Raw genomic sequence first — 14,651 nt, 5'->3', positions numbered from 1 at the left:
CGGCCAATACCCTGGATGTACCCTGATGAAAATAAGCTGGACGTGGTTCCACAAGCTGGGCTCCCCCAAATGGTTCTATGCCATCAGCGGCCGCATGCTGCCGTGGCTTGCCGGCGCTGCCGTGCTCCTGCTGCTGGTCGGCATCACCTGGGGCCTGGCCTTCGCCCCCCAGGACTACCAGCAAGGCAACAGCTTCCGCATCATCTACATCCACGTACCGGCGGCGATGCTGGCGCAGTCCTGCTACGTGCTGCTGGCAGTGGCCGGGGTGGTGGGGCTGGTGTGGAAGATGAAACTGGCCGACGTCGCCTTGCAATGCGCCGCCCCCATTGGCGCCTGGATGACCGCCGTGGCGCTGGTCACCGGGGCCATCTGGGGCAAGCCCACCTGGGGAAGCTGGTGGGTCTGGGATGCCCGGCTGACGTCCATGCTCATCCTGTTGTTCCTGTACTTCGGCATTATTGCGCTGGGCCAGGCAATCAGTAATCGTGACAGTGCAGCCAAGGCCTGTGCGGTACTGGCGATCGTCGGCGTGGTGAACATCCCGATCATCAAGTACTCGGTGGAGTGGTGGAACACCCTGCACCAGGGCGCCACCTTCACCCTCACCGAAAAGCCGGCGATGCCCGCAGAAATGTGGTTGCCGCTGCTGTGCACGGCGCTGGGCTTCTACTGCTTCTTTGGCGCGGTGCTGTTGCTGCGCATGCGCCTTGAAGTACTCAAGCGCGAAGCGCGCGCCAGTTGGGTCAAGGATGAAGTATTGAACAGCCTGGGGCGGAGGGCCGCACAATGAGTTTCGCCACCTTCGGTGACTTTCTCGCCATGGGCCACCATGGCCTGTACGTGTGGACGGCCTATGGCATCTGCCTGGCGGTGCTGGCGCTGAATGTCGCCACGCCCGTGCTGGCCCGCCGTCGCTACCTGCAAGATGAGGCGCGTCGTTTGCGCCGGGAGAACAACCAGTGAATCCGCAGCGCAAGAAACGCCTGTTGCTCATCGTCGGCCTGCTGGTCGGCGTCGGGGTTGCCGTCGGCTTTGCCTTGAGCGCATTGCAGCAAAACATCAACCTGTTCTACACCCCGACCCAGATCGCCAACGGCGAAGCGCCGCTGGACACCCGCATCCGCGCCGGCGGCATGGTCGAAAAAGGTTCGGTGCAGCGCTCGTCCGATTCGCTGGACGTGCGCTTCGTGGTCACCGACTTCAACAAGTCGGTGCCGATTACCTACCGTGGCATCCTCCCCGACCTGTTCCGCGAAGGGCAGGGCATCGTCGCCCTCGGCAAGCTCAACGCCGACGGCGTGGTAATGGCCGATGAAGTACTGGCCAAGCATGACGAGAAGTACATGCCGCCCGAGGTCACCAAGGCCCTGAAGGAAAGCGGCCAGGCCGCCACTGGCGGGGAGGCAAGGCCATGAACGCGGCGCTGGTGATCCCCGAGCTCGGCCAGCTGGCGATGATCCTGGCCATCTGCTTTGCCGTCGTGCAGGCCAGCGTGCCGCTGCTGGGCGCCTGGCGTGGCGACAGCCTGTGGATGAGCCTGGCGCGGCCGGCGGCCTGGGGGCAGTTCGCTTTCCTGGCCTTTGCCTTCGCCTGCCTGACTCATGCCTTCATGACCGACAACTTCTCGGTCGCCTATGTGGCCAGCAACTCCAACAGCGCCTTGCCCTGGTACTACAAGTTCAGTGCCGTGTGGGGCGCCCACGAAGGTTCGCTGCTGCTGTGGGCGCTGATCCTCGGCGGCTGGACCTTCGCCGTTTCGGTGTTCTCGCGGCAGCTGCCGCAGGTGATGCTGGCCCGCGTGCTGGCGGTGATGGGCATGATCAGCGTGGGCTTCCTGAGCTTCCTGATCATCACCTCCAACCCGTTCCAGCGCCTGCTGCCGCAGGTGCCGACCGATGGCCGCGACCTCAACCCGCTATTGCAGGACTTTGGCCTGATCGTCCACCCGCCGATGCTGTACATGGGCTACGTCGGGTTCTCGGTGGCCTTCGCCTTCGCCATCGCCGCCTTGCTCGGTGGCCGCCTGGACGCCGCCTGGGCGCGCTGGTCGCGGCCCTGGACCATCGTTGCCTGGGCCTTCCTCGGCGTCGGTATTACCCTGGGCTCGTGGTGGGCCTACTATGAGTTGGGCTGGGGTGGCTGGTGGTTCTGGGACCCGGTGGAAAACGCCTCGTTCATGCCCTGGCTGGTGGGTACGGCGCTTATCCATTCGCTGGCGGTGACCGAGAAGCGCGGGGTGTTCAAGAGCTGGACCGTGCTGCTGGCGATTGCCGCGTTCTCGTTGAGCCTGCTGGGTACCTTCCTGGTGCGCTCCGGTGTGCTGACCTCGGTGCACGCCTTTGCCGCCGACCCGTCGCGGGGCATTTTCATCCTGATCTTCCTGCTGTTCGTGGTCGGTGGTTCGCTCACCCTGTTCGCCTTGCGCGCACCGGTGGTCAAGAGCCAGGTCGGCTTTGCCCTATGGTCGCGCGAGACACTGCTGCTGGCCAACAACCTGGTGCTGGTGGTGGCGGCATCGATGATTCTGCTCGGTACCCTGTACCCACTGGTGCTCGATGCGCTCACCGGGGCCAAGCTGTCGGTCGGCCCACCGTATTTCGATGCCTTGTTCCTGCCGCTCATGGCACTGTTGATGGTGGTGCTGAGTGTGGGCGTGGTGGTGCGCTGGAAAGACACCCCCGGCAAATGGCTGGCCAGCATGATGACCCCGGTGCTGATCGGCAGCGCCATCCTTGCGCCGGTAGCGGGCTTTATCGTCGACGATTTCGACTGGCCAACCCTGACCGCCTTCGCCCTGGCCGCCTGGGTGGTGCTTGGCGGGCTGCGCGATATCCTCGACAAGACCCGCCACAAAGGCCTGCTCAAGGGCCTGCCCGGGCTGGGTCGCAGCTACTGGGGCATGCAGCTGGCGCACCTGGGCCTGGCGGTGTGCGCGCTGGGCGTGGTGCTGTCGAGCAACAACAGCGCCGAACGCGATCTGCGCATGGCGCCGGGCGAGAGCGTGGAGCTGGGCGGGTACCAGTTCCTGTTCCAGGGCGCCAGGCACTTCGAAGGGCCGAACTTCATCTCCGACAAGGGCACCGTGGTGGTCAGCCGGGATGGCCGTGAAGTGACCACCCTGCATCCTGAGAAGCGCCTGTACACCGTGCAGCAGTCGATGATGACCGAAGCCGGCATCGACGCCGGCTTCACCCGTGACCTGTACGTCGCCCTCGGTGAGCCGCTGGAGAACGGCGCCTGGGCGGTACGCGTGCATATCAAGCCTTACGTCCGCTGGATCTGGCTGGGCGGTCTGCTGACCGGCCTGGGCGGGTTGCTGGCGGCCCTCGACCGGCGCTATCGCGTCAAGGTCAAGACCCGGGTGCGTGATGCCCTGGGCGTGTCTGGAGCAGCTGCATGAAGCGTTGGATCATGGTAGTCCCCCTGGCGGTATTCCTGCTGGTGGCGGTGTTCCTCTACAAGGGGCTGTTCCTCAAGCCCGACGAGCTGCCCTCGGCAATGATCGGCAAGCCGTTCCCGGCGTTTTCCCTGGCCTCGACCCAGGGCGACCGTACCCTGACCGAGGCCGACTTGCGAGGCCGCCCGGCACTGGTCAACGTGTGGGCCACCTGGTGCCCGTCGTGCAAGGTCGAGCACCCGTACCTGAACCAGCTGGCCCAGCAGGGCGTGGTGATCCACGGCGTCAACTACAAGGACGACAATGCGGCGGCCCTGAAGTGGCTGGCCGAGTTCCACAACCCGTACCAGCTGGACATTCGTGACGAGCAGGGCAGTCTGGGCCTGGACCTGGGCGTGTATGGCGCGCCGGAAACCTTCCTGATCGATGCCAAGGGCATCATCCGCTACAAGCACGTGGGCGTGGTCGATGCCACGGTCTGGCGTGAGCAGCTGGCGCCGCTGTACCAGGGCCTGGTCGACGAGGCCAAGCCATGAAGCGGGGGCTGGCAGCTGCCGTGCTGGGGCTCTTCATGGGGTTGAGCCTGGCAGGCGTGGCCAAGGCGGCCATCGACACCTACCAGTTCCGCGACGATGCCGAGCGTGAGCGCTACCAGCAGCTGACCAAAGAGCTGCGCTGCCCCAAGTGCCAGAACCAGGACATCGCCGACTCCAACGCGCCGATTGCCGCCGACCTGCGTCGGGAAATCTTCCGCATGCTCGGCGAGGGCAAGAGCAACCAGCAGATCGTCGACTTCATGGTCGACCGCTATGGTGACTTCGTGCGCTACAAGCCGGCGCTCAGCGGGCGTACCTGGCTGCTGTGGTTCGGCCCGGGGATTTTGCTGGCTGGTGGTTTCGTGGTGCTGGCGCTGATCGTGCGCCGGCGCCGCAGTGCGGCCGTGCAGGGCGCCAATGAGTTGTCCGCCGAAGAACGCGAGCGTCTCGCCAAATTGCTGGAAAAAGAACAGACCCATGATTGAATTCTGGCTTAGCGCGGGCCTGCTGCTGCTCGCTGCCCTCAGCTTCCTGCTGATCCCGATCCTGCGTGGCCGTGGCCGCCAGCAGGAAGAAGACCGTACAGCCCTGAACGTGGCCCTGTACCAGGAGCGCATCGCCGAATTGGCTGCCCAGCAGGCCGCCGGCGTGCTCGACGAGGCGCAGATGGCCAAGGGCCGTGACGAGGCCGGCCGTGAGCTGCTGGCGGATACCGAGGGTGCTGAAGCCCCGCGCCAGGGGCATCTGGGCAAGGCCCTGCCGTTGCTGGCGGCGCTGCTGGTGCCGCTGCTGGCATTGGGGCTGTACCTGCATTTCGGCGCGGCCGACAAGGTGGAGTTGACCCAGGAGTTTGCCGAGGCGCCCAAGTCGATGGAAGAAATGACTGCCCGCCTGGAACGGGTGGTACAGACCCAGCCGGATTCCGCCGAGGCCGTGTACTTCCTGGGCCGAGCCTACATGGCCGAGCAGCGCCCCGCCGATGCCGCGCGTACCTTCGAGCGCGCCGTGAACCTGGCCGGTCGCCAGCCCGAATTGCTCGGGCAGTGGGCACAGGCGCTGTACTTCGCGGCCGACAAGAAATGGAGCCCGCAACTGCAGGCGCTGACTGACGAGGCACTGAAAGCCGACCCCAACGAAGTGACCAGCCTGGGCCTGCGTGGTATCGCTGCATTCGAGGGCGAGCGTTACCAGGAAGCCATCGACTACTGGAAGCGCCTGCTGGCGCAGTTGCCGGAAGGTGATGCCTCGCGAGCGGCGCTGCAGGGCGGTATTGATCGCGCCGCCGAGCGCCTGGGTGGATCGCCGGGGCAGGCGGCGCCCGTGGCGGCTCGCTTGAAGGTGCGCGTGGAGCTGGCGGCGGCGTTGAAGGACAAGGTCAAGCCGGATGACACGGTGTTCATCTTCGCCCGCGCCAGCAATGGCCCACCCATGCCGCTGGCGGCCAAGCGGGTGACCGTGGCGCAATTGCCGATCGAGGTGGAGTTGTCCGACGCCGACGCCATGATGCCGCAGATGAAACTGTCGGACTTTGCCGAAGTCCAACTCGTTGCACGTGTATCACGCGCTGGCCAGCCAACCCATGGCGAGTGGATTGGCCAGGGCACGCCATTGCCCAGCGCCACCCAGGCCATCCAGCACCTGACCATCGACAGCCCCGACCCGTAAGAGAGCAATGCCATGCACAGCATCGTCCGCCTGACCCTGATCACCCTGGCCCTGGGTTTGTCTGCGTGTACGGTGCATGAGCCGTACGAGCAGCCCGAACCACCGATCGAGCGGCTGCCGCCAGGGCCGGGGCCGGCGGTCAAGCCCTTGCCGGACAGGCAGCCGGCCCCCGCGCCGAGCAAGCCTGCGGCCACGCCCAAGCCGATGCCTCGTACCTCGGCCAGCTTCGCGCCGCCACCTGGCGGGGCGAGCCATTGGGACCCGAAGCTGGGTGTGTATGTGCTGGAGAAGAAGCCCAATACCTTCTACCGCCAGCGGACCTACTACCGCTTCGACAACGGCTGGAGCTGGTCGCTGAGCCCGGACGGGCCGTGGCAGGAAACTGACAGCAGCGGTGTGCCGGGTGGTCTGGGGCGCGCGTTCGCCCAGTAATTGAATGGGGCGGGTGAGAGCTGGAGGCTCGCCTTTGGTTTTGTACTGGCTGTGAGATCGAGCGCCGCCCGCGCGGCGCTTCGCGGGACAAGCCCGCTCCCACATTTGTTGCAACGTACCGAACTTGTCAGGCCATGGTTGCCCGCCTTGTTGGCCCGACTCGATCTCGAGGTGGACACATCCGCCGCCCCACCTGTCTGAAGACATGCACCAAAGCTGGCAACGCCTCTCCAACAGACATGGCCACGTTGCAACAAATGTGGGAGCGGGCTTGTCCCGCGAAGCGCCGCGCGGGCGGCGCTCGATCTCACTAGCATCGCACCTCCTTCGCCAAGCACCCCTAGCCCCCACGCGGCCTCCCTGCCACTCCGCCCATACAGTACAGTTCAACAAACATTTTCTGATTGACTGTACTGGCCAGTGACTCCGCATAATGTCGCCTCGAACTGACCCGGAGGTGGCATGCACAAGACAGTCCTGGTACTGGTGGAAACCGTCGATGACTACCTGCCCATGCTGGAGCAGGCCGGCTACCGTCTGATCCGTGCCCCTTCGCCGCAGCTGCGGGCGGAGGCCATCCGGCGCCATGCCGATGAAATCGATGCCGTGCTCACCCGCGGCCCGCTGGGCCTGACTGCCAGCGAAATCGACGTTCTGCCCAAGCTGCAGATCATCTGCGTGATCGGTGCCGGCTACGAGCAGGTCGACCTGGCCGCGGCCGCTGCGCGCGGCATCACCGTCACCAACGGCGCCGGGGCCAATGCGGAGGCGGTCGCCGACCACAGCCTTGCCCTGCTGCTGGCGTTGTTGCGCGATATTCCTCGCGCCGATGCCAGTACCCGCCGGGGAGAATGGAACCGGGTGATCAGCCCTTCGGTGAGCGGCAAGCGCCTGGGCATTCTCGGCCTTGGTGCGGTAGGCCTGGCCATCGCCAGGCGTGCCCACCTGGGCTTTGCCATGCCCGTCAGCTACCACAGCCGCACGCCGCGCCAGGATGTGCCCTACACCTGGTACGACAGCCCGCAGCACCTGGCCGATGCTGTCGACATCCTGGTGGTGGCCACCCCCGGCGGTGCCAATACTCACCACCTGGTCGATGCACAGGTGCTCGCGGCCTTGGGCCCCGAGGGCTATCTGGTGAACATCGCGCGTGCCAGCGTGGTCGACACCCAGGCCCTGGTCGCCGCGCTGCAGCATGGCCAACTGGCTGGTGCAGCACTGGATGTGTTCGACGACGAGCCGGCGGTACCCGATGCCCTCAAGGCCCTTGGCAACACCGTGCTCACCCCCCACGTGGCCGGCCAGTCGCCGGAGGCAGCGCGCGACACGGTGACCCTGGTGCTGCGCAACCTGCAGGCGTTCTTTGCCGGCGAAGCCGTGTTGACGCCGGTAAGCCAATAACCCTTTTCATACATCTGCCTGGCAGCGATCGGGCAACAAGGAGTGTGGGCATGCAACTTGAAATCTTCCAGGTCGATGCGTTTTCCGCCGAACCGTTCGGGGGCAACCCGGCGGCAGTGATCCCGCTGCAAAGCTGGCTGCCGGACGACGTGCTGCAGCGCATCGCCGAAGAGAACAACCTGTCGGAAACCGCCTACTTCGTGCGCAACGGCGAAACCTTCGACCTGCGCTGGTTCACCCCGACCGTGGAAGTCGACCTGTGCGGCCATGCCACCCTGGCCTCGGCCTATGTGCTGTTCGAACAGCTGGGCGAGCAAGCCCAAGTGCTGCGTTTCAACACCCGCAGTGGTGAGCTGCGGGTCAGTCGCAACGCCGACGGTTCGCTGGCCATGGACTTCCCGGCCAAGCAGCCGGTCGCCGTGGACATTCTGCCGGGCCTGTTGCAGGCGCTGGGCCTTGGCCAGGCACAGGCGCTGTACCGCAGTGACGACTATGTGGTGGTGATCGATGACGCTCTGTCGCTTGACACCCTGAAGCCGGATTTCGTTGCGCTTTCGGCTTTCGATGTTCGCGGTATCGCTGTTACCGCGGCAGGCCGTGGCTTTGATTTCGTCACCCGCTGGTTCGGCCCGCGGGTCGGCGTGAACGAAGACCCGGTGACTGGCTCGGCGCACACCTCGCTGGCGCCAATATGGGCTGAGCGTCTGGGCAAGAACGTGCTGAGCTGCGAGCAGGGTGGGGTGCGCAAAGGGCAGCTGCAGTGCGTGGTGCCGGGTAACGGCCGGGTGATCATCAGCGGGCGGGCGGCGCTGTACATGCGCGGTACTGTGTACATCTGACCTGGGCAACTGTCTTGTGCTACCTGTGCCGGCGATGGGGCCGGTACAGGCGTCTATACTTGCTGGCCCATCTTCCGCTCAAGGAGCCAGCCATGGCCCTGGAAAAACACGGCACCTGCCTGTGCGGCGCCACCCGGCTCAAGGTCACCGTCGACAACACCCATATCAGCGCCTGCCACTGCAGCATGTGCCGCAAGTGGACCGGCGGCCCTTTGCTGGTGGTGCACTGCAGCCAGCCGCCAGTTATCGAAGGGCGCGCGCCCAGCGTCTTTGAGTCTTCCGACTGGGCCCAGCGCGGTTTTTGCGGCCAGTGCGGCACCCACCTGTACTACCGGCTCAAGGCCAATGACTTCCACGCCGTGCCGGTCGGGCTGCTCGACGGCGACCAGGCGTGGGATTTCGACCTGCAGATTTTCGTCGAAGAGAAACCCGCCTGGTATTGCTTCGCCAACCAGACCAAGGAACTGACCGGCCAGGAAGCCTTCGAGCAGCTCGGCTGATCAAGACCGGACTTGCCAAACCGTTGCGTACCTGAGAAAAGGGCGGCTTTGTTTCCAGCGTTGGAGTATGCCCCGTGAGCCAAGAACTGCAGATCATCGACCTTGTGGAGGGGGATGGCAAAACCGCCGTCAAAGGCGCCCTGATCACCACCCAGTACACCGGCTGGCTGGCCGATGGCAGAGAGTTCGATTCGTCCTGGTCGCGCGGCAAGCCGTTCCAGTGCGTGATTGGCACTGGGCGGGTAATCAAGGGCTGGGATCAAGGCCTGATGGGGATGCGCGTGGGCGGTAAGCGCAAGCTGCTGGTACCGGCGCATCTGGGCTATGGCGAACGCAGCGTCGGGGCGATTCCGCCGAATTCTGATCTGACCTTCGAGATCGAATTGCTGGAAGTGCTGACGCGGGACGATTGAGTGGCCTATTGCAACCCGATGTTCTTGCGCCCTACACAATTCAGCAACACCCCATCCCCTAATGTAAGCCTTGCCTAGGGAACGGCATCCACCTCCAGGGAGGAACCAAACGGGTTCAGGGCACTCTCACCCTCACTCGTTGCCAAGGACGGCATTCACTACAAGGATGCCCTGCCGTGCTGTTGGCGGGGTGATGTGGCGGGTCAACCCGATTTTTCTGCCACACGAGCCTGCCTTGATGAAGTTGCCAACATTCTTCCGCCGTCGTCGTCACTGGTTGCTGAGCCTGGTGCTGACGGCCGTCGCTGTACCGCTGGCATTGGAGGCTGTCGAAAGCCGGGCGCAACCGGTGGATGGCACCCAGACCCTTGTGTTCCTGCGCCACGCCGAGAAGCCGGGCGAAGGGCTGGGCCAGTTGAACTGCCAAGGCCTGAACCGTGCGCTGGACCTGGCTACCGTGTTGCCCGAGCGCTTTGGCAAGGCCGACTACGTGTTCGCTGCCAACCCCTCACGGCATGTCGAGGAAGGCAGCAAGGACGAAAGCTACAGCTACATTCGCCCGCTGATGACCATCAGCCCCAGCGCCATTCGCCTGGGCCTGCCGGTAAACATCGACTATGGCGCCAACGACACCGACGCGCTGGCCGAAGAGCTGCTGCGTGACAAGTACCGTAACGCGACCGTGTACACCGCCTGGTCACACGGCTACCTACCAGACCTGATCAATGCCGTGGCTGGCAAGGCCCTGGGTGAAGAGCGGGTGATCACCGAGGACTGGGGCGGCGACGACTTCGACACCCTCTACGTCCTCACCCTGACCTGGCACGACGGCAAGGCCAGCCTGCTCAGCCGCAACGTGCGTCAGGGCTTGAATGATGGTGCGCATAGCTGCCCGACTTGATGGTTTTCCTCTGCCGGCCTCTTCGCGGGCTTGCCCGCTCCCACAGGTACTGCACGGGCCTTGAGAGCAATGCGGTCCCTGTGGGAGCGGGTTTACCCGCGAAGAGGCCAGGTCCGGCGAAGGATGCCTAACGGCCGAAGCGCATCGGCCAACCCACCACTTTCTTCGCTCGTGGCGTGGCATAAGTACGTACCTTGGAGGTAGTCAAGCCCATGCGCACCAGCGATTCGGCAATGGTCACCGCCGCGCTCACGCCATCCACCACCGGCACGCCGGTGCGCTGGCGGATCTGCTCGTCCAGCCCGGCCATGCCGCCGCAACCCAGGCAGATCACCTCGGCCTTGTCGTCACGCACGGCGCGTTCTGCCTGCTCGACAATCGCCTCCACGGCGCGCTGCGGGTCGGCTTCCAGCTCCAGCACCGCCAGCCCGCTGGCCCGCACCGATGCGCAGCGGTCATACAGGCCGGAGAGCTTCAGGCGGTCTTCGATCAGCGGCACGGTGCGGTCCAGGGTGGTCACCACCGAGTAGGCATGGCCAAGGTACATCGCCGTGCTGGCGGCGGCATCGGTGATGTCCACCACCGGCACGTTCAGCAATTCCTGCAGGCCTTCGCGGCCATGCTCGCCGTAACCCGCCTGGATCACGGCGTCGTAAGGGCCTTCGTAAGCCAGCACCCGGTCCATCACCGCGATGGCGGCCAGGTAACTTTCGAAGTTGCCTTCCACCGACTCGGCACCGAACCATGGGGTGAGGCCGATGATTTCGGTGCCGGGCGCGGCCACCGCACGGGCCTGTTCGGCAATGGCTTCGGTGATGGCTTCGGTGGTGTTGACGTTGGCGATCAGAATGCGCATGGGTAGTCCTCCCTGGTCAATGGCTGCTGTGGTCAACGGCGATGCATTCACCGCTGACGTCGTGGTAATGGCGTTTGCGTGGGGCGATCAGCAGGTACAGGGCGGCGGCGATGCCGGCACCGATCAGCCAGGAGAACGGCGCGATGCCGTGGAAGTTGGGTACCAGGGCCAGGACGATGGCCAGCAGTGCGGCCGGCACGAAGGCGGCCACCGCGCGCAGGTTGATGCCCTTGGTGTAGTGGTAGGCGCCGGCCGGGTCTTCGCTGTACAGCTGCGGCACGTTGATGCAGCCTTTGCGCAGCAGCCAGTAGTCGGACATGATCACCCCGTACAGCGGGCCAAGCAGGGCACCCAGGCCGGACAGGAAGTACACGATCACCAGCGGGCTGTTGTACAGGTTCCATGGCAGGATCAGCACTGCCAGGGTGGCGCTGATCAGCCCGGCGCGGCGGAAGTTCAGGTGGCGCGGTGCCAGGTTGCTGAGGACGAAGGCCGGGGCGACGAAGTTGGCCATGATGTTCACCGCCACGGTGACGATCAGGAAGGCCAGGCAGCCCAGTACCAGGAACGCTGTGCTGGGGATGGCGGCGACGATCTGGGTCGGGCTGTCGATGATCTGGCCATTGATCTGGAACTGCGCGCCGCACAGCACCACGGTGATCATGGCGAACACCAGGATATTCACCGGCAGGCCCCAGAAGTTGCCGACGCGGATGGTCTTGCGGCATGGCGAGGAGCGGGCGAAGTCACAGAAGTTCAGCACCAGGGTGCCGTAGATTGCCAGCCACAGCGCGCCGCCGGCAAAGATGTTGCGCCACATCTCGTAGCCGGTCAGCGGCTCGGCCACCGACCAGGCGATGCGGGCGTCGGCCTTGAAGTACATGAACACCGCCAGGGCGGCGACAGTCAGCAGGATCACCGGGCCGGCAAAGGCCTCGTAGCGGCGCACCATCTCCATGCCGTAGGCCAGGATCACCAGCTGCACCAGCCAGATCGACACGAAGCACACCCAGCCCAGGCTCGACAGGCCAAGGATGCTGTCATGGTCGTAGGCTGCCATTTGCGGCCATACGGCGGTGAGCAGCACCCGCAGCACCACCGAAGCCAGGTAGGTCTGGATGCCGAACCAGGCGATGGCGATGACCGCGCGGATCAGCGCCGGTACCTGCGCGCCGTGGATGCCGAAGGCGATGCGGCTGATGACCGGGAACGGCACGCCGGTCTTCTGCCCCATGTAGCCGGACAGGTTCATGAAGAAGTACACCAGCGCCGCACCGATGGCCAGCGACAGCAGGATTTGCCAGCCACCCAGGCCGAGGGCGAACAAGCCCATGGCGAACGAGTAGTTGGCGATGTTGTGCACATCGTTGGTCCACAGCGCGAAGATGCTGTAGCCGCCCCAGCGACGGCCCTCGACGCGTGTCGGGGCGAGGTCGCGGTTGTGCAGGCGCGGGCTCAGGGCAAGTTCCGGCTGGTGACCGGCAAGAGGGGAAGCGGGGTGGGTGCTGGCGACGGATAGTTCAGGGGCAAGGTCGAGGCTGGTACTCATTCCGGCGGGCTCCTGATGCACGTGGACTGCGATGAGCGGGCATGCGCACGGGCTCGCCATCTCGTCGGTGCAGCGTTGGCATCTCAGGTTTGGGGCGCGGCGGCCGATTTGGGTCGGCGTCGCGGGTTCTTGTGTATTTATGTTTTGCTCGGTTTGTATACAAAACACGAACACACAAAAGCGAGTTCCATGCCAAGGGAGAAGCAACTTTCAGCGGGCCATCATTTTGAATCTATCTTGTTGAAATATAAGTTTATGAAATGAAGGGGATATAAGTTGACCAAATGAACAGGTTTAAATTTTTCGAGGGTGATTTAGTTGATCGTTTGGTCAAAATAAGTTGTGGGAAGTGTGTAACGTAATGGGGCGTATTCTTGGTAAGTGCACACAAAAACGGCACTTATGGTGACATTCTTGTGTACAAAAAATAGTCAGCTTTTTCTTGTGCCGGCCTCTTCGCGGGTGAACCCGCTCCCACAAGTATTCCACAGCATTCAGGCCCGTCGAGATGCTGTGGGAGCGGGTTTACCCGCGAAGGGGACCGTACAGGCAAAACTCAATCCATCGGCGGCAACCGCCGCTTCACCGGGCTTTTCTTGATGATGGCGGTGTTGGTCTCGGCCAGTACATTGATGCGGTCGAGCAGGGTATCCAGCTGCTCCATCGAGCGCACATGCAGCCTGGCAATGAAGCAGTCCTCGCCGGTGACCTTGTCGCATTCGGTGAATTCCGCAATCGCAATGATCTGCCGCTCCACCTCCTGCAACTGCCCCGGTAGCGGGCGGATGCGCACGATGGCCTGCAACTGGTAGCCAAAGGCGCGCGGGTCGACCTCTACGGTGTAACCACGCAACACGCCGCGTTCCTCCAGGCGGCGCAGGCGTTCGCTGACGCTGGGCGCCGACAGCCCGCTGATCTGCGCCAGGGCCTTGAGCGAACGGCGTGAATCCTCCATCAGTGCATTGATCAGCAGTTGGTCGATGGCATCGGTCATGGTCACCCTCATAAGGTCGTTCGTATGATTTGCCTTGATAGTAAAGGTAGTTCAGCAAATCCACCTTCGATATCCGCTGGAAGGCCTCCCGGAAACATTTGCATACTGTTGCCATCATCGACAGGAGGTGTGAAATGGATAGTTCGTTGCGCCGTGGTTCGCTGGAAATGGTCGCCGCCATGCTGATTTCCGGGACCATTGGCTGGTTCGTGCTGGTATCCGGCCAGCCGGTGCTCGAGGTGGTGTTCTGGCGCTGCGTGTTCGGTGCCGTGACCTTGCTGGCGATCTGTGCTGGGTTCGGCTTCCTGCGGCCGGGGGTGATCAGCCGCACGGCGTTCCTGCTGGCGATTGCCAGCGGTGTGGCCATCGTCGGCAACTGGGTGCTGCTGTTCGCCTCCTACTCGCGGGCGTCGATCGCCATCGGCACGGCGGTGTACAACGTGCAGCCGTTCATGTTGGTGGGGCTGGCGGCCGTGTTCCTGGGCGAGAAGATCACCCTGGCCAAGGTCACCTGGCTGAGCGTGGCGTTCCTCGGCATGTTGGCCATCGTCAGTGCCCATGGCGCGGGGCAGGGTGGCGGTGAGGACTATTTGCTGGGCATTGCGCTGGCGCTGGGGGCGGCCTTCCTGTATGCCATCGCGGCGTTGATCATCAAGCGCCTGAGCGGCACCCCACCGCACCTGATCGCGCTGATCCAGGTGGCCACGGGGGTGCTGTTGCTGGCACCGTGGGTCAAGCTTGGCGGGTTGCCGGGGGAAGTGCCGGCGCTGGCCAGCCTGGTGACTTTGGGCATGGTGCACACCGGCTTGATGTATGTGTTGCTGTACAGCGCCATCCAGCGCTTGCCCACGGCGTTGACCGGGGCACTGTCGTTCATCTATCCGATTGCGGCGATTCTGGTGGACTGGGTGGCATTCGGGCACCGGTTGGCACCTTTGCAGTGGCTGGGGGTAGCGTTGATCCTGCTGGCTGCTGCGGGCATGCAGCAGGGGTGGTGGTTCCGGCCAGCGCGGGTTGTGGCCGAGGAATGAGGTGGTCTTGCGGGCCTTTCGCGGGTAAACCCGCTCCCACAGCTGCTCCACACGGTTCGGGCCTGTGGTGATCCTGTGGGAGCGGGTTTACCCGCGAAGAGGCCCACAAGGTAGAATGCTGCTCTTTGCCAGTT

The 14,651-nt window shown here is 64.2% G+C and carries 16 protein-coding genes and 1 pseudogene; 14 read left to right on the top strand and 3 right to left on the bottom strand.

Features of this window, described 5'->3' with window-relative positions:
• Positions 1-25: 25 nt before the first annotated feature.
• The 13 genes and pseudogenes from RIN61_RS03615 (at position 26) to RIN61_RS03555 (ending at position 10,087) form a co-directional block, all read left to right on the top strand.
• A complete protein-coding gene (locus RIN61_RS03615; protein WP_012273476.1) occupies positions 26-793 on the top strand; it encodes a heme ABC transporter permease in 768 nt (255 codons plus the stop codon).
• Positions 790-966, top strand: coding sequence for a heme exporter protein CcmD (gene ccmD, locus RIN61_RS03610; protein ID WP_003257324.1), 177 nt, complete (start codon positions 790-792; stop codon positions 964-966). The genes RIN61_RS03615 and ccmD overlap by 4 nt, the downstream gene beginning before the upstream one ends.
• Positions 963-1,414 (top strand): annotated as a pseudogene (ccmE, locus tag RIN61_RS03605) (cytochrome c maturation protein CcmE); the annotation flags it as partial. The gene ccmD and the pseudogene ccmE, both read left to right, overlap by 4 nt.
• Positions 1,415-1,429: 15 nt before the next feature.
• Positions 1,430-3,403 carry a heme lyase CcmF/NrfE family subunit gene (locus tag RIN61_RS03600; RefSeq protein WP_215521111.1) on the top strand — a complete coding sequence of 658 codons (1,974 nt, stop codon included), beginning with the start codon at positions 1,430-1,432 and terminating at the stop codon, positions 3,401-3,403.
• The gene (locus tag RIN61_RS03595) at positions 3,400-3,936 is read left to right on the top strand and encodes a DsbE family thiol:disulfide interchange protein (RefSeq protein WP_023663391.1); all 537 of its coding nucleotides are present in this window, start codon (positions 3,400-3,402) and stop codon (positions 3,934-3,936) included. The genes RIN61_RS03600 and RIN61_RS03595 overlap by 4 nt, the downstream gene beginning before the upstream one ends.
• Positions 3,933-4,421, top strand: a complete 489-nt coding sequence (locus RIN61_RS03590; protein ID WP_003257333.1) for a cytochrome c-type biogenesis protein — start codon at positions 3,933-3,935, stop codon at positions 4,419-4,421. The genes RIN61_RS03595 and RIN61_RS03590 overlap by 4 nt, the downstream gene beginning before the upstream one ends.
• Entirely contained in the window at positions 4,414-5,601 is a 1,188-nt protein-coding gene (ccmI, locus tag RIN61_RS03585; protein WP_112253060.1) for a c-type cytochrome biogenesis protein CcmI, read from the top strand. The genes RIN61_RS03590 and ccmI overlap by 8 nt, the downstream gene beginning before the upstream one ends.
• 12 nt (positions 5,602-5,613) lie before the next feature.
• Positions 5,614-6,033, top strand: coding sequence for a hypothetical protein (locus tag RIN61_RS03580; RefSeq protein WP_112253059.1), 420 nt, complete (start codon positions 5,614-5,616; stop codon positions 6,031-6,033).
• A gap of 462 nt (positions 6,034-6,495) precedes the next feature.
• Positions 6,496-7,434, top strand: coding sequence for a 2-hydroxyacid dehydrogenase (locus RIN61_RS03575; RefSeq protein ID WP_112253058.1), 939 nt, complete (start codon positions 6,496-6,498; stop codon positions 7,432-7,434).
• A 50-nt stretch (positions 7,435-7,484) separates the two neighbouring features.
• A complete protein-coding gene (locus tag RIN61_RS03570) occupies positions 7,485-8,273 on the top strand; it encodes a PhzF family phenazine biosynthesis protein (protein WP_207878134.1) in 789 nt (262 codons plus the stop codon).
• 92 nt (positions 8,274-8,365) lie between these two features.
• Complete coding sequence (locus RIN61_RS03565) at positions 8,366-8,773, top strand: GFA family protein (RefSeq protein WP_112253056.1); 408 nt, start codon at positions 8,366-8,368, stop codon at positions 8,771-8,773.
• Positions 8,774-8,847: 74 nt separating this feature from the next.
• Positions 8,848-9,186 (top strand): FKBP-type peptidyl-prolyl cis-trans isomerase, encoded by a 339-nt coding sequence (locus RIN61_RS03560; protein ID WP_112253055.1) that lies wholly within the window; start codon positions 8,848-8,850, stop codon positions 9,184-9,186.
• A gap of 238 nt (positions 9,187-9,424) precedes the next feature.
• Complete coding sequence (locus RIN61_RS03555; protein WP_112253250.1) at positions 9,425-10,087, top strand: histidine phosphatase family protein; 663 nt, start codon at positions 9,425-9,427, stop codon at positions 10,085-10,087.
• Between the two features lie 127 nt (positions 10,088-10,214).
• Here the strand turns inward: RIN61_RS03555 and RIN61_RS03550 are convergent, their stop codons facing one another.
• The 3 genes from RIN61_RS03550 to RIN61_RS03540 all read right to left on the bottom strand — a co-directional run bounded on the left by RIN61_RS03550 (position 10,215) and on the right by RIN61_RS03540 (position 13,486).
• Positions 10,215-10,943, bottom strand: a complete 729-nt coding sequence (locus tag RIN61_RS03550) for an aspartate/glutamate racemase family protein (RefSeq protein WP_112253054.1) — start codon at positions 10,941-10,943, stop codon at positions 10,215-10,217.
• 16 nt (positions 10,944-10,959) lie between these two features.
• Entirely contained in the window at positions 10,960-12,492 is a 1,533-nt protein-coding gene (locus RIN61_RS03545) for an NCS1 family nucleobase:cation symporter-1 (protein ID WP_112253053.1), read from the bottom strand.
• 556 nt (positions 12,493-13,048) lie between these two features.
• A complete protein-coding gene (locus RIN61_RS03540) occupies positions 13,049-13,486 on the bottom strand; it encodes an Lrp/AsnC family transcriptional regulator (RefSeq protein WP_112253052.1) in 438 nt (145 codons plus the stop codon).
• 134 nt (positions 13,487-13,620) lie between these two features.
• On the opposite strand from RIN61_RS03540, the gene RIN61_RS03535 reads away from it, so the two are divergent.
• Entirely contained in the window at positions 13,621-14,517 is an 897-nt protein-coding gene (locus RIN61_RS03535; protein WP_024087447.1) for a DMT family transporter, read from the top strand.
• Positions 14,518-14,651 lie beyond the last annotated feature (134 nt).

This window comes from Pseudomonas inefficax, assembly GCF_032164165.1.
GTDB classification, from domain to species: domain Bacteria; phylum Pseudomonadota; class Gammaproteobacteria; order Pseudomonadales; family Pseudomonadaceae; genus Aquipseudomonas; species Aquipseudomonas inefficax.
This window is presented reverse-complemented; position numbering and strand designations above follow the sequence as displayed.

Coding starts and splice junctions, on each gene's coding strand:
- RIN61_RS03570 (WP_207878134.1), top strand. CDS start 7,485: ATGCAACTTGAAATCTTCCAGGTCGATGCGTTTTCCGCCGAACCGTTC.
- ccmI (WP_112253060.1), top strand. CDS start 4,414: ATGATTGAATTCTGGCTTAGCGCGGGCCTGCTGCTGCTCGCTGCCCTC.
- RIN61_RS03590 (WP_003257333.1), top strand. CDS start 3,933: ATGAAGCGGGGGCTGGCAGCTGCCGTGCTGGGGCTCTTCATGGGGTTG.
- RIN61_RS03550 (WP_112253054.1), bottom strand. CDS start 10,943: ATGCGCATTCTGATCGCCAACGTCAACACCACCGAAGCCATCACCGAA.
- RIN61_RS03615 (WP_012273476.1), top strand. CDS start 26: ATGAAAATAAGCTGGACGTGGTTCCACAAGCTGGGCTCCCCCAAATGG.
- ccmD (WP_003257324.1), top strand. CDS start 790: ATGAGTTTCGCCACCTTCGGTGACTTTCTCGCCATGGGCCACCATGGC.
- RIN61_RS03545 (WP_112253053.1), bottom strand. CDS start 12,492: ATGAGTACCAGCCTCGACCTTGCCCCTGAACTATCCGTCGCCAGCACC.
- RIN61_RS03575 (WP_112253058.1), top strand. CDS start 6,496: ATGCACAAGACAGTCCTGGTACTGGTGGAAACCGTCGATGACTACCTG.
- RIN61_RS03535 (WP_024087447.1), top strand. CDS start 13,621: ATGGATAGTTCGTTGCGCCGTGGTTCGCTGGAAATGGTCGCCGCCATG.
- RIN61_RS03555 (WP_112253250.1), top strand. CDS start 9,425: ATGAAGTTGCCAACATTCTTCCGCCGTCGTCGTCACTGGTTGCTGAGC.
- RIN61_RS03540 (WP_112253052.1), bottom strand. CDS start 13,486: ATGACCGATGCCATCGACCAACTGCTGATCAATGCACTGATGGAGGAT.
- RIN61_RS03595 (WP_023663391.1), top strand. CDS start 3,400: ATGAAGCGTTGGATCATGGTAGTCCCCCTGGCGGTATTCCTGCTGGTG.
- RIN61_RS03580 (WP_112253059.1), top strand. CDS start 5,614: ATGCACAGCATCGTCCGCCTGACCCTGATCACCCTGGCCCTGGGTTTG.
- RIN61_RS03565 (WP_112253056.1), top strand. CDS start 8,366: ATGGCCCTGGAAAAACACGGCACCTGCCTGTGCGGCGCCACCCGGCTC.